This is a genomic window from Paenibacillus albiflavus (assembly GCF_004344915.1).
GTDB lineage: Bacteria > Bacillota > Bacilli > Paenibacillales > NBRC-103111 > Paenibacillus_AM > Paenibacillus_AM albiflavus.
Genome location: NZ_SKFG01000004.1, coordinates 208984 through 221643 on the forward strand (window position 1 = coordinate 208984; position 12660 = coordinate 221643).

The 12660-nt window shown below is 41.1% G+C and carries 13 protein-coding genes; 7 read left to right on the top strand and 6 right to left on the bottom strand.

Going from position 1 to position 12660, the window contains the following annotated elements:
* The first annotated feature begins 11 nt into the window (after positions 1 to 11).
* Positions 12 to 683: a GNAT family N-acetyltransferase gene (locus E0485_RS07400; protein WP_132417425.1), complete on the top strand. Its 672-nt coding sequence runs from the start codon at positions 12 to 14 to the stop codon at positions 681 to 683.
* A 222-nt stretch (positions 684 to 905) separates the two neighbouring features.
* Positions 906 to 1049 carry a hypothetical protein gene (locus E0485_RS25045; RefSeq protein WP_165921108.1) on the top strand — a complete coding sequence of 48 codons (144 nt, stop codon included), beginning with the start codon at positions 906 to 908 and terminating at the stop codon, positions 1047 to 1049.
* Between the two features lie 90 nt (positions 1050 to 1139).
* Here E0485_RS25045 and E0485_RS25050 read toward each other — a convergent pair whose 3' ends face one another.
* On the bottom strand, positions 1140 to 1298 hold the full coding sequence (locus tag E0485_RS25050; protein WP_165921109.1) for a hypothetical protein: 159 nt from the start codon (positions 1296 to 1298) through the stop codon (positions 1140 to 1142).
* Between the two features lie 335 nt (positions 1299 to 1633).
* Here E0485_RS25050 and E0485_RS07405 point away from each other — a divergent pair, with 335 nt between their 5' ends.
* On the top strand, positions 1634 to 2617 hold the full coding sequence (locus E0485_RS07405; protein WP_235857454.1) for a metallophosphoesterase family protein: 984 nt from the start codon (positions 1634 to 1636) through the stop codon (positions 2615 to 2617).
* A 169-nt stretch (positions 2618 to 2786) separates the two neighbouring features.
* Here E0485_RS07405 and E0485_RS07410 read toward each other — a convergent pair whose 3' ends face one another.
* The 5 genes from E0485_RS07410 to E0485_RS07430 all read right to left on the bottom strand — a co-directional run bounded on the left by E0485_RS07410 (position 2787) and on the right by E0485_RS07430 (position 7872).
* Complete coding sequence (locus E0485_RS07410) at positions 2787 to 3926, bottom strand: hypothetical protein (protein WP_132417339.1); 1140 nt, start codon at positions 3924 to 3926, stop codon at positions 2787 to 2789.
* A gap of 17 nt (positions 3927 to 3943) precedes the next feature.
* Positions 3944 to 4678 carry a glycerophosphodiester phosphodiesterase gene (locus E0485_RS07415; protein ID WP_132417340.1) on the bottom strand — a complete coding sequence of 245 codons (735 nt, stop codon included), beginning with the start codon at positions 4676 to 4678 and terminating at the stop codon, positions 3944 to 3946.
* A 16-nt stretch (positions 4679 to 4694) separates the two neighbouring features.
* Positions 4695 to 5525 carry a carbohydrate ABC transporter permease gene (locus tag E0485_RS07420; protein ID WP_132417341.1) on the bottom strand — a complete coding sequence of 277 codons (831 nt, stop codon included), beginning with the start codon at positions 5523 to 5525 and terminating at the stop codon, positions 4695 to 4697.
* A 9-nt stretch (positions 5526 to 5534) separates the two neighbouring features.
* Complete coding sequence (locus tag E0485_RS07425) at positions 5535 to 6470, bottom strand: carbohydrate ABC transporter permease (RefSeq protein ID WP_132417342.1); 936 nt, start codon at positions 6468 to 6470, stop codon at positions 5535 to 5537.
* A 76-nt stretch (positions 6471 to 6546) separates the two neighbouring features.
* Complete coding sequence (locus E0485_RS07430) at positions 6547 to 7872, bottom strand: ABC transporter substrate-binding protein (RefSeq protein WP_132417343.1); 1326 nt, start codon at positions 7870 to 7872, stop codon at positions 6547 to 6549.
* Between the two features lie 638 nt (positions 7873 to 8510).
* On the opposite strand from E0485_RS07430, the gene E0485_RS07435 reads away from it, so the two are divergent.
* The 4 genes from E0485_RS07435 (at position 8511) to E0485_RS07450 (ending at position 12582) form a co-directional block, all read left to right on the top strand.
* Positions 8511 to 9857 (top strand): ABC transporter substrate-binding protein, encoded by a 1347-nt coding sequence (locus E0485_RS07435; RefSeq protein ID WP_132417344.1) that lies wholly within the window; start codon positions 8511 to 8513, stop codon positions 9855 to 9857.
* Positions 9858 to 10106: 249 nt separating this feature from the next.
* Entirely contained in the window at positions 10107 to 10988 is an 882-nt protein-coding gene (locus E0485_RS07440; protein ID WP_132417427.1) for a carbohydrate ABC transporter permease, read from the top strand.
* Between the two features lie 16 nt (positions 10989 to 11004).
* Positions 11005 to 11820, top strand: a complete 816-nt coding sequence (locus tag E0485_RS07445) for a carbohydrate ABC transporter permease (protein ID WP_235857456.1) — start codon at positions 11005 to 11007, stop codon at positions 11818 to 11820.
* 9 nt (positions 11821 to 11829) lie between these two features.
* Complete coding sequence (locus E0485_RS07450) at positions 11830 to 12582, top strand: MBL fold metallo-hydrolase (RefSeq protein ID WP_132417345.1); 753 nt, start codon at positions 11830 to 11832, stop codon at positions 12580 to 12582.
* The last annotated feature ends 78 nt before the right edge of the window (positions 12583 to 12660 follow it).

Genomic DNA, 12660 nt, shown 5'->3' on the forward strand with positions numbered 1-12660 from the left:
AGCAATTGATGATGGAATACATACGCATTACGAGTATAGAAGATCCTTTGTTTGGCCAAATGCATCAGCTCATGGGACGCATTTTCCCGCAGGAAGAAGTGCTGGAGTTTTCACTATGGAAAGAACCGCTTGAGGATCCAGGCATCCGCGTATTTGTTGCGGTGAACAAGGGTGAGGTCGTCGGCGCAACCGAGTATCGCTACTATGCGGATAAGGGCATAGCGATGACCGATTTTACAATCATCGGTCAAGAAGGTCTTGGCATCGGGCGCTTCCTCTTCAAGCAACGTGCGGCAGATTTAGCGCAGCTCGCTGCCGCTGGCAACACACAGATGCTCGGTATGTTTGCCGAGATCTATGACCCATACCGTGCAGAGCAGCATGGATTTGGCGGCATTCCGCCAATGAATCCATTCGTCCGCCGCGAAGTGCTGTCGCATCTAGGCTATATGCGTCTCGACTTCCCATACGTACATCCGTCTTGGCAGAATGACGGTGAAGCGGTATCCGAGCTGGATCTATGCTTTATGCCGACTGATGACAGTCTAGCCTCGATCCCAGCTGCGCTAGTTGCAGATTTCCTTGCAGGCTATTATGCTGTGCTGCCGAATAAGCCACAAGCATGGCACCAAATGGTAGATAGATTGCGAGAGCAGGATCAAGTACAGCTACTCCCGTTATAGGCGGTACGTACAGACTCATAGTCGATGAAGATAAGCAATTCATTCATAGACTATGGGTTTCTTCTTGTGCTCATTTTCTATAATGCAGTGCCAAAATTTAAGATTTTCTTTAATTTTTCTTATCAGTAAATTCATATCTAACGATTATGATAAGGATATAAAACGGCAGCAGCGAGCAAGGAACGGTTTTATCGTTCCTATTAATGAAAGGATGGAATACCGATGAGTTTGATCAAAGGCTTACTTATTACATTTATCGTGATCATTGTTGTTATTATCAGCAATCCGTTTCACGTAAGAGATTTTGTAGTTGAGAAGCTACAAGCTAGTGATAATAACGCGGCAACAGTGAATGCAGATAAATAAGTAATGCCTTCCTACATAATGATAACCCTCTAGATCCACCGTAGTGGTCTAAGAGGGTTATTTAGTATTCGAGAATTTATGTAACCACGTCTATTCCTCTTCTTGCTGCGACTTCTCTCCGGTATGCTTGATCAAGTTTCTCTCATCTGCAAGCTCGAGCGTATCATTGACAAACTCCATATTCTGATTGTCTGCATGCATATTCTTTGTGCCGCGATAATTATCCGCATGTGATTTATTTTCAACCATATGATGTCCACCTCCTTTTTGCCTAAAGGCTCAGTCTCACCTTTATAAAATACGACAAGAGTTGGAAACCTATACAAACGAGTTATTTACAGGCTCAAAACAATAATCAGTGGTTGACAAATAGCGAAAGGAGCGGAGAGGACGGAATCGTTCCGGAGAAGCGTTAGTGGTCGCCTTTGTCAGCGAATTTCTACCCTCTTATGGCTAATCTGATCAAGAAATTTGGTGACAACAGCGATCGTAGGAATGATCCGTCCTCGCAGCGGTCACTACGCAGGTGTTAAATACTTATTTTATTGTTGAGCTTAGGAATCGATTGTGGAGGTAATTTGACAATGCATTTGCCAAGAAGGCTAATGACTTTCATCCTTATGCTAATACTTATAGCGGAATCAGGATCAGGTACAGGAGCAGTGGATACAGCAGTTGTTGCAGAGCAGGAGAAGCCTATTCTCATTTTTCAAGTGATAAGCGATGTGCATTTAGTAACGGAGTCGGCAGTCAAGAAGCTGCGTAATAGCCTTCATGATTTACAAGTAGCTGCACCGAAGTCAGAAGCGCTGATCATAAACGGTGATTTAGGAAATGGACGCGAGGTGGATTATGCCGCACTGCGCCACATCATGCACAATGAAGATCATCCGAAGTTAGTGTATTATACGATTGGCAATCATGAGTTCTATAAAGCGTGGTACAGTCATGGTGATAGGTGGAGCATGGACTCCTTTCCGAATGGAGAGACAGATACGGCTTCTATCGGAAGATTCCTGCAGTTGATTGGGGAGAAGAAGGTCTATTATGATCGGTGGATCAAAGGATACCATTTCATTATGCTAGGATCAGAGCATTATCGGCAGATAGAATCGAATATAGGGGAAGATGCCTATCTGTCCGAAGAGCAGCTAGCATGGCTTGACTCGAAGCTTGCGGAAGACAAGCCTAATTCAAGGCCCGTTTTCCTATTCTTGCATCAGCCGCTTCCGCAAACTGTTTCTGGCACTTATGCAGCAAATTATCGAGGTGTGGTGCAGCATAAGCAATTAAAGGACATTTTGACCAAGCATCCGAATGTAATGCTATTTACAGGGCACACGCATAGGGAGCTTAAACTGCCAGATAGGATAGTCCATCGTCCGTTTGCCACGATTAACTCTTCATCTGTATTTGAGCCTTGGACATCTAATGACAAGCCTATTCCTGCCAGTCAGGGCAGCAGTGAAGGTCTAGTGGTTGAAGTATATAAGGATCATGTGCAAATTCGTGGTCGAGACTTTCGTAATCGTAAGTGGATTGTATCTGCAAATAGTATGATTAAATAGTAAATAAACAACTATTTATGGTAAAAAGAGAGAACCCCTCTGTCAGCTGCAGCTGGCAAGAGGGGTTATTTATGTATTATTGAATTTATAACTTTCGTGACATAAATTCTAAGTAATACCTTAAGAAACTTACCCACCGTTAAGGACGGTGAAACCGTTTCTTCTTGTATTATTTAAGCTCTAATGTATAAATTCGATCTAATGGATAACTTCCTGAGACTCTGAATTTATTTGCACCAGATTCAAACAAAATGTATAACGTCTTATCATGTTCCACAATACCTTCAAACATTGGAGGGCCAGAGATTGTTTCTTCCAGGTTCTTGCTATCCAAGTACCATAACGGCACCTTGTTTCCGCCAAAATCAACAACTTTATGCGGCTCCTCACTCAGAATGTTCTTGTGGAAGATGAGAGAGCTTTCTGTATTACGGCCAAAGGATTCACTTAGAATCAATTGATTAGGTCGTACGGTCATCCCTTGAATGCGCTGAGGAAGAGCAAGCGCATAATCGGGAACCGTGACATCACCTTCTATTTTCTTATTCGTAGGAAGGTCCGTCTCTTCATCTAACTTGAAGCCTTCGGCCCATGCAAGGTGCTCCGTATTGTCTCGAGGATTCGTAATATGGTGCTCAGGACTTGTTGGATAATCGGCAGTTCCATTAGCAAATTCGCCAGCCCATATCACGCCATCATAGTATGTATTGAAGGAAGCTCTGACATCCGTTTTGAAGTGACCTTCAATATTTAGCTTGCCGATTTTCTCTGCCTGAATCAGATCTTCTTTCTTGATATAGTACATATTGCTATTGGAGGCGATCCATACGAATTTCTTACTAACGGTTAAACCGCCGGCATGTTCTCTGTAAGGCTCTTTATCTTCTTTAAATAGCTGAAGTGACTTCAGATGTTCACCCGTTTTGGCATCAACTACGGTGAGAAGACTCGGATGATCATCTTCACGATAGTAGGATACTAGAAGCCAATCTTGTTCAGGCATATAGGCTAGACCTTGCGGGATATAGTCTTGGAATAGACCAGGAATAATCGGCCCAGGCTTTGCTTTCTCAATGAAAGGCATAAATTCAGGCTTATTGATGCGAACCTTAATATTCGTATCGTCTTGTGAAACTTTAAGTGGATCATTGCTGATTTCAGGTTCAGCAGACGGTGCGGGTGTGACTGCAGCAGTCGGAGCAGGAGTAGGTGCTGTGGAGCTCTCTGCTTGCTTCGATGAATTGGAGCAGCCTGCTAGAACGGTTAATATGATCAGAGAAATGCTGAATACATTCGTAATCCGCTTCATAATACCCTCCGTATCTATTATTCTCCTGACACAATGGAACGTAAGCGATCAGGGAAGTTCGTAATAATGCCAGATACACCATGAGAGATGGCTAACTTTAAGTCTTTCTCTTCATTAATTGTATAAGGGAATACTTTAACGCCATTTGAAACCGCATCTTGAATATCCTCAGGATCGATACTTTGGAAATTAGGGTGCAGGGAATAGACAGGAACGCCCATTAGATTCGCAAATTCACGATGCTGTACAACGTTGACATTATAGATAATGCCGATCTTCACTTCAGGTTCAGCAAGCTTTAGCTGCTTAAGGCTTTTTAGGTTAAAGGAAGAAAGAACTACATTATGAATTCGATTTTTACGCTTTAATAGTTCAAGTAATTTGGACTCTAACTGACCGCCATAGGATTGTTTAATCTCAATATTTAGCAAAATATGTGGAGGAACGAGATCAATGACTTCCTCTAGCAGAGGAATGCGTTCGCCAGCAAATTGCTCGTGAAACCAACTGCCTGCGTCAGCTTGTTTTAATTCTTGAACGGTCAAGTCATTTACTTTCCCCGTTAGATTCGTTGTACGATTAAGTGTGTCATCATGAATGACGACAAGTTCGCCATCTTTGGATAAATGAATATCGAGCTCGATTGCATTACAACCTTGTTCGATCCCAAGCTGGAATGCAGCCAATGTATTTTCAGGAGCATGTCCCATGCTGCCTCGATGTGCCATTACGAGAAAATCTGAATTTGTCATGTGAGTTCACCTTCGATTACTTGAATGTAGAGTTAGCCATAGCTGCGACAATATGCTTCTGAGCGAAAATAAACACTAGAACAATTGGTAGAATGACCATAATACTTGCTGCACTAATATAGTGGAAATTAAGAGCTTCATCTCCTCCGACCGATTCTCTCATAAACGCAATACCAACGGTTAGAACGCGCATCGTATCGGTGTTAGTCATAATGAGCGGCCAGAAGTAGGAGTTCCAGCTAGAAATAAACGTAAGGACAATGAGTGTCATAATGGTAGGCTTCGCCATCGGTACTAAGATTTTATAAAGAATATGCAAACGGCTTGCACCATCTACACGAGCTGCTTCGATGACATCGTTATTAATCGATTTGAACGATTGTCTTAACAAGAAGATCGCATATGCTGAAGTGGCATGCGGTACGATTAGTGCTGCAAATGTATTGAGCCAGCCTAATTTAGCAAGCATGACATATACAGGAACGAAAGTTACTTGATCCGGTACAATCAGAGCCGCAAGAACTAATAGGAACAGTTTATCCTTGCCCCAGAAATTTCCCTTGGCAAAGGCAAAAGCCGTAATGATGGCGATATTGATTTGCAAAATGAGAATACCAACCGTTTGAAGGGTCGTGTTCAGAAAGAAACGATCGAATGGCGCCTTCTTGAATGCAGTTGCATAGTTGGACCAGTTTAATACTTCTGGCCAGAAGGAAGGAACTGCAGTACGCAGTTCAGCAGTCGATTTCAAAGAAGTAACAAAGAGCCAATAGATTGGGAAGAACATGATCAGAGTGACAATAATTGCCAATATCAGTTGTATGGATTTAGAAATTCGAATTGTCATCTATTCGCCCTACCCTTCATAGTGAACTCGTTTTTTGGAAACGGCAAATTGTAATATGGTGAAAGCAATAATAATAATGAAGAAAATAATAACGAGTGCAGAAGCTCTACCAGTCTTAAACTCTTTGAACGCCATTTGATAAATCCAATAAACCATGGCTTTCGTCGTATTAAGTGGTCCTCCAAGTGTCATGACGTTGATGGATTGGAATACCTGCATGGAGGAGATAAAGTTCGTTACAACTAGGAAAAGCGTAATTGGTGAAAGCAATGGAAGTGTAATTTTGAAAAATTGTCTAACCTTGGATGCACCGTCAATGCTTGATGCTTCATAGTATTCGACAGGAATACCGCGAAGTCCGGCAATGAAGATCAGCATAGCGAAGCCGATGCTTTTCCATAAGGAAACCATGATTAGAGACCATAGAGCTGTGCTTGGATTATTCAGCCAGTTCACAGGGTCAAGTCCGAACCATCCGATCACCATGTTCGCGACACCGTATTGGGTGTTGAAAATCCAGATGAAGATCATCGCAGCGATAACCATCGAGATGTAATAGGGCATGAAAACGATCATGCGCATAAAGCCATATATTTTTTTGGTCGAATTGAGCAGCAAAGCTAGCAGGAGACCGATTACAAGCGTTAGGACAACATCGATAATTGTATATTTGAAAGTAACACCTAACACACTGTAGAACTCATCACTAGATAGCAGCTTTTCGTAGTTTTCAGTTCCAATGAATTTCCAGGCAGGCTTAGCCATATTCCAGTTGGTAAAGCTGAGAAATAGTGAATATAAGAGTGGGTAATATACGAATATACAAAGAAAAATTAGAGCAGGAGCAGCAAACGAGAAATCTTTAAGTTTTTCAAAAAATTGGTAGTGTGATTTTTTATGTTTAATTGGGGTTGCTTGCAAATTCACATTTTTTGATGGTTCCATCCTCTAACCTCATTTCATACTAAGAATAGTAGGTGCGAACAGCATTCGCACCTACGTTGATACATCTCTGTTTAGATTATTGATCTTCTAGCACTTTGTTCATTTTTACAGCAGCTTCTTGCATTAGCTTCGCAGGATCGCCCTTCTCAAGAACCATTTTGTTGATTGCTTCTTTATAGAAGTCACTGAACTCTGTGTAAGCTACGTGTTGGTAGCGTGGTGTTACGTTGTCGAAGTTATCAAGAACTGCTTTGTATTGTGGCCATTTCTCTTGATATTTCTTACCATCTTCTGTTTGTACAGAGGATTTATGTGTCGGCAAGTAACCTACTGACTCTGCCCATTTAATGTTGTGCTCAGCTGAAGTCATGAAGTTGATGAATTTCCAAGCAGCTTCTTTTTGGTTGTCTTTAGCGCCGGCCATCATTACGATACCTGCACCACCGATGTTAGAAATACGAGTCTTGTCTCCAGGAACGAAGGACACGCCAACTTCGAATTTAGCATTTTCTACATAAGTTTTGATGATAGCAGAAGAGTGCTGAACCATACCAATTTTCTCATCTAAGAACATTTGACGCATAGTATCAGAAGCACCTTTACCTACGCCAATTTGTAGTGAGCCTTCATCAAACCATTTTTTGAAGTTTTGGAAATAACGCAAGCTTTCTGGTGAATCAACAGTTGCTTTTGTTTGATCTGCATTCAAGATTGTACCGCCACCGTTAAGCAGCCAAGGATCGTGGTACCAGATATCCCAACCAGGTACTGCGAAAGCATAACGAGTTGTTTTGTCGCCTTCTTTAAGTGTTACCTTTTGGTTGAAAGCTTCGATTTCATCCCAAGTTTGAGGAGGCGTTACGCCTAATTTATCAAACAATGTTTTGTTATAAACCATAACGCTTGTACTAACGATTAATGGTAGACCAACTTGCTTGCCACCAAATGCATATGCATTTAGCATACCTTGGGAGAAGTCTGCTGTATCTACTTTATCGCGCTCGATGTACGGGTTAAGATCTTGAAGAGCGCCGCTATCCGAGAAGCCTGGAATCGCAGAAACCTCGATGTTCGTTACAGCAGGAACTTCTTTTGCTGCAATTGCTGCTTGAAGCTTCTGTTGTAGATCGGAATATCCGCCTTGGAATACAGGCTCAACTGTAATGTAAGGATATTTCTTTTGGAACTCTTCAATCATATAGTTCACGCCGCCCATTTGGTTCTCAGCATGAGCGTGCCAGTATTGAATTTTGACAGGTGTTGTGTCTTCTGGCGGTGTTGTAGCAGCTGGTGCTGGTGTTGCGTCGGAACCATTTCCGCTGCTTGCAGTGTTGTTCGATCCTGAGCAAGCAGACGTAAGAAGAACCATGGCGATTGCTAATACTGAAATCAACTTCTTCATTTACATAACCCCTTTTGATGAATTTTGTCGAAAACTAAAAGTTTTACTTTTCTAAATATATAGTCCATTTGTAAAATATGACTCTATCATTTATTAAAAGTATGTAAAAATTTCTTGCTTATCCAATCACCTCACTTAGAATCCATACCGGAGTATAAAATAAAAAAACTCAGGAGCCTATTACTTTCTCTGTATACACACAAAGAAACGGTAATAAGTTCTCTGGGTTTTCTCATAATCTCCACCCGGAGCATCATATAAATTTTCATGAAAGCGTTTGCTGTTGTTTGCTGATTGTAAGTATAATTTATGAAGATGATTACCGTCAACTAAAATGTCAAATTATTGAGAAATAATTTTCAAAATTCATGATAAATATCATATGAACAAATTAGAATTTACTGTATTAACCATATAAGAGAGATTGCTATAAAATAACTTGTCAAATAATCCGAAAATATGTAATATTGTGATTGTTCCAATTAGTATAAAAACAAATAGATATCATGATTGGGTAGAGATTAAGAGAACCCCATGCAGGATTCGGCACTTCTATTTTAGAGGCGCTATTACGCATGGGGTTTTATTAGTTTTTATAAAGGTAGCGATGTACATCCCATTCTTTAAGGAGGCAATTTATGAAGAAGCTAGTCGTATTAATGTCTGCTGCTTTATTACTACTATCTGCATGTAGCAAAGGTGATGCTGGCAAGACTGCTGAAGGAACTGCAGCTCCGTCGTCAGCTGCTCCAGAAGCGAAGAAGGAAGGCGGAGACAAGGCTAAGTCTGTGGAGCTGGAGTTTTATTTTCCAGTAGCTGTTGGTGGTCCGATCACTAAGCTCATTGATAATTTAGCCAAAGATTTTGAAAAGGAAAATGAGAATATCAAAATCAAGCCAATCTATGGCGGAAGCTACCAAGATACAGTTACGAAGGTAATGACGGCTGTACAAGGTAAGAATTCACCAGACATCGCAGTTCTGTTGTCTACTGATCTTTATTCCTTAAGACAAATGAATGCACTTGAAGAACTGACGCCAAGATTCTCCAAAGAATATTTGGACGGCTTCTATGAAGCTTTCATGGGTAATACGAAGTCAGGCGATACGGTTTGGAGTATTCCATTCCAACGCAGTACGATCGTTATGTATTACAACAAAGAAATGTTCAAGACAGCTGGTCTAGATCCTGAGAAGGCTCCTAAGAGTTGGGATGAGCTTAGAAATTATGCTAAGAAATTAACGGTTCAAGATGCGCAAGGTAAAGTGTCTCAGTGGGGAATTGAAATCCCAAGTACAGGCTACCAATATTGGATGCTGCAAGCATTGTCGCTACAAGGCGGGGAGAACATCATGTCCAATGATGGTAAAGAAGTTTATTTTAACAAACCGCATGTTGAAGAAGGTCTGCAGTTCTATATGGATTTAGGGCAAAAAGATAAAGTGATGCCACAAGGCGTAATTGAGTGGGCAACCGTTCCTTCTGACTTTATCAGTGGCAAAACAGCCATGATGTTCCATACAACAGGCAACCTGACTAAAGTGAAGACTGATGCGAAGTTTGACTTTGGTGTAGCTTTCTTGCCTGCGAACAAACAGTTCGGTTCACCGACAGGTGGGGGTAACTTATATGTCTTCAAGGATATTCCTGAAGAGAACAAGCAAGCTGCCGTTAAGTTCATTGAGTTCTTAACAAAGCCAGATCGTGTTGCGCAATGGTCCATCGATACAGGATATGTAGGTACAACTAAAGCAGCTTATGAAACAGAAAAGTTAAAAAAATATATAGCAGATTTCCCTCAAGCACAAGTAGCGAGAGATCAGCTTGAATTTGCACATAGTGAATTGTCAACTTATCAGAATGGACAAATTACTAAACTGTTCAACGATAATATTCAATCTGCATTAGTTGGAAAAATCAGTGCCAAAGAAGCGCTTGAGAAATCCCAAACCCAAGCAGATCAGATTCTAAAAAACTTTAAATAATTGAAGTTAATCAAGTTAGCGACACAGTCATGAGGCCATGATTCGTGTCGCTAAGTGATTAAGATCGATCTTCATCGATTAGATCCATCCTAATTTCATACTTATTGGCTAGAGATCATGAGAAAGCCACGTTTGCATACTTGAAATCTGTCAATTAGGTGATAGGTCTATATGCACGTGGTTTCTTTGCGTTATGTACAGCGACTATTAACATCAAAGCGAGGGATTGCCTTGTCAACTAGAAGTAGTATGAGTGTAAAAGGAAGAATCAATTGGAAAGAAAATTTATTTGCATACGCCTTGCTTTTTCCTTCCCTGATTTTCCTTGGTTTGTTTACCTTTTATCCGATTCTGAAGTCAATCTATTTAAGCTTCCAAAGCTCTTCATTCGATTCGCCGACCTTTGTTGGATTCGATCAATACGCGCAAGTACTGCAAGATGAAGTCTTCTTTAAAGTGCTTACGAATAACGTTCTGCTGGCAATTGGTACGGTTCCATTAAGCATTTTGCTAGCGATCTATTTTGCCATTTGGGTGAATAATAAAATGAAAGGAACTAGCATTCTTCGAACTGCGTTCTTCTATCCGACGCTTATTCCGATGATTGCTATTGCTAATATATGGCTATTTATCTATACACCAGATTACGGGTTGCTTGATAAATTCCTTCAAACTTTTGGAATTCAAGGACCCAACTGGCTTGGCGATCCATCATGGGTCATGTTTGCGATGATGGGTATGCTTATTTGGAAAGAAGCTGGCTTCTTTATGCTATTCTTCTTGGCGGGGCTGCAGAATTTGCCTGGAGAGGTATATGAAGCTGCCAAAATTGAAGGAGCACGTCCATTCCAAGTGTTCCGGAAAATTACGTTTCCACTGTTGATGCCGACAACCTTGTTCGTCATGGTTATTGCAACTACGAATGCCTTCAAGATGGTTGACCACCTGTATATTATGACGAAGGGTGGTCCTGATAACGCAAGCAATCTGCTTCTCTTCCATATTTACGAAACCGCATTTAGTTACTGGGATATGGGTAAAGCTTCTGTTCTAACGGTCATTCTTCTTGTGATCCTGCTTGCTATCTCCATCTTTAATTACGCCTATTTGGATAAGCGAATTCATTACTAGAAAGGGGCAAGATCACATGATGAATAAGATTATAAATCGAATTATTATTGCTGTGTTTGGAATTATTTTTCTTGTCCCGTTAGTGTGGACTATATTTACTTCTTTCACACCTTCTAGTGAAGTGATTACAAGAGAGAATCCGTTTGCTATTGTGAACCCTACCTTCGAGAACTACGTTTCAGCTTGGGATACGATTCCGTTCCTTCAGTATTATTGGAATACGATCATTATCGTAATCGGGATTCTCGCTGTTCAGTTGTTCACTGTTACACTAGCTGCATATGCTTTTGCGAGACTGAACTTTATCGGACAAAGTGTTATGTTCATCGTCTTTTTGACGCAAATTATGATTCCGCCTGATATTCTGATCTTTCCGAACTATGCCATTATGAAGGAGCTTGGTTTAGTAGATACGAAGCTGGCCATTATGCTGCCTTATTGGGCTTCAGCCTTCGGTGTATTCTTGCTTCGTCAGACCTTTAAGCAAATTCCAATTGATCTGGACGATGCCTCCAGAGTAGATGGTTGCAGATGGTATCAGACCTTATGGCATGTGTACCTGCCTTCAGCTAAGCCTACCTATATTGCGTTTGGTCTAATTTCAGTTAGTACGCATTGGAGTAATTTTATGTGGCCACTTGTCGTAACGAATTCAGTTGAAGTGCGTCCGCTTACAGTTGGTATTGCGATATTTGCTCAATCGTTTGAAACGGGTGCGCAGTGGGGAACTGTTACTGCCGCAACGATTCTAGTAATTACACCTCTGCTTGCAGCATTTTTATTTTTCCAAAGACAGTTTGTTGAGAGTTTCATGCATTCAGGTATTAAGTAGGGGGCAGTTATGAAAATTACATTGATGGGAACCGCTTGTGCAGCCTCTGGAGTCGAGAGGGACAATACGTATCTATTGATGCAGATGCAGGAGTCATGCACATTAATTGATGTCGGTGGCAATCCACTCGGTAAATTAAAGAAACTAGGAATTCCAACACATCATGTGAAGCGAGTCGTGCTTACACATATGCATATAGATCATATTTATGGCTTGCCGTCCCTATTATGGGGAATGTGGATCGATGGAAGAAGAGAACCGCTTGATATTTATTGCGCAGAGGTTAAGCGTGAATGGCTTGAAGATTGGATATCCAAGCTGCAAATGAATGAATGGACTGCACAATTTGAGGTAAGGATTCATTCGTTTGATTGGGAGCAGCAGACAGATATTTGGCATGATGAAGAGATATCACTATCTGTATTTCCTAGCAGTCATGGCAGTGCACCAACAGTAGGGATACAAGCAGCCTACAAGGGTAAGACCATCGTCTATTCGGCAGATTCGACACTGAATCCAAGGTTTAATGAGTATCCCAAGATTGATCTCCTCATTCATGAGGCAACTACAGCTTATCAAGCGTTAGCAGCCCATAGTTGTCTAGAGGATTTAGTTCATTATTACAAGCTCGAGTTAATCGATCAGCTTGTGCTGGTTCATTTAACGGATAACGAACCTTATGAAGAGGTTATTAATGGCGTTTCAGCCGAAGCTCGGGCGAAAATAACCGTTGGAACTGACTTAATGACAATCAGTCTATAGACATTTGTGCTAGTAGCGCATATAATAGTGCTTAAATTAAATGAGTAAATGGGCGGAGACAATAGAGGACCCTTTTGC

Coding starts and splice junctions, on each gene's coding strand:
- E0485_RS07400 (WP_132417425.1), top strand. CDS start 12: ATGGAATACATACGCATTACGAGTATAGAAGATCCTTTGTTTGGCCAA.
- E0485_RS25045 (WP_165921108.1), top strand. CDS start 906: ATGAGTTTGATCAAAGGCTTACTTATTACATTTATCGTGATCATTGTT.
- E0485_RS25050 (WP_165921109.1), bottom strand. CDS start 1,298: ATGGTTGAAAATAAATCACATGCGGATAATTATCGCGGCACAAAGAAT.
- E0485_RS07405 (WP_235857454.1), top strand. CDS start 1,634: ATGCATTTGCCAAGAAGGCTAATGACTTTCATCCTTATGCTAATACTT.
- E0485_RS07410 (WP_132417339.1), bottom strand. CDS start 3,926: ATGAAGCGGATTACGAATGTATTCAGCATTTCTCTGATCATATTAACC.
- E0485_RS07415 (WP_132417340.1), bottom strand. CDS start 4,678: ATGACAAATTCAGATTTTCTCGTAATGGCACATCGAGGCAGCATGGGA.
- E0485_RS07420 (WP_132417341.1), bottom strand. CDS start 5,525: ATGACAATTCGAATTTCTAAATCCATACAACTGATATTGGCAATTATT.
- E0485_RS07425 (WP_132417342.1), bottom strand. CDS start 6,470: ATGGAACCATCAAAAAATGTGAATTTGCAAGCAACCCCAATTAAACAT.
- E0485_RS07430 (WP_132417343.1), bottom strand. CDS start 7,872: ATGAAGAAGTTGATTTCAGTATTAGCAATCGCCATGGTTCTTCTTACG.
- E0485_RS07435 (WP_132417344.1), top strand. CDS start 8,511: ATGAAGAAGCTAGTCGTATTAATGTCTGCTGCTTTATTACTACTATCT.
- E0485_RS07440 (WP_132417427.1), top strand. CDS start 10,107: ATGAGTGTAAAAGGAAGAATCAATTGGAAAGAAAATTTATTTGCATAC.
- E0485_RS07445 (WP_235857456.1), top strand. CDS start 11,005: ATGATGAATAAGATTATAAATCGAATTATTATTGCTGTGTTTGGAATT.
- E0485_RS07450 (WP_132417345.1), top strand. CDS start 11,830: ATGAAAATTACATTGATGGGAACCGCTTGTGCAGCCTCTGGAGTCGAG.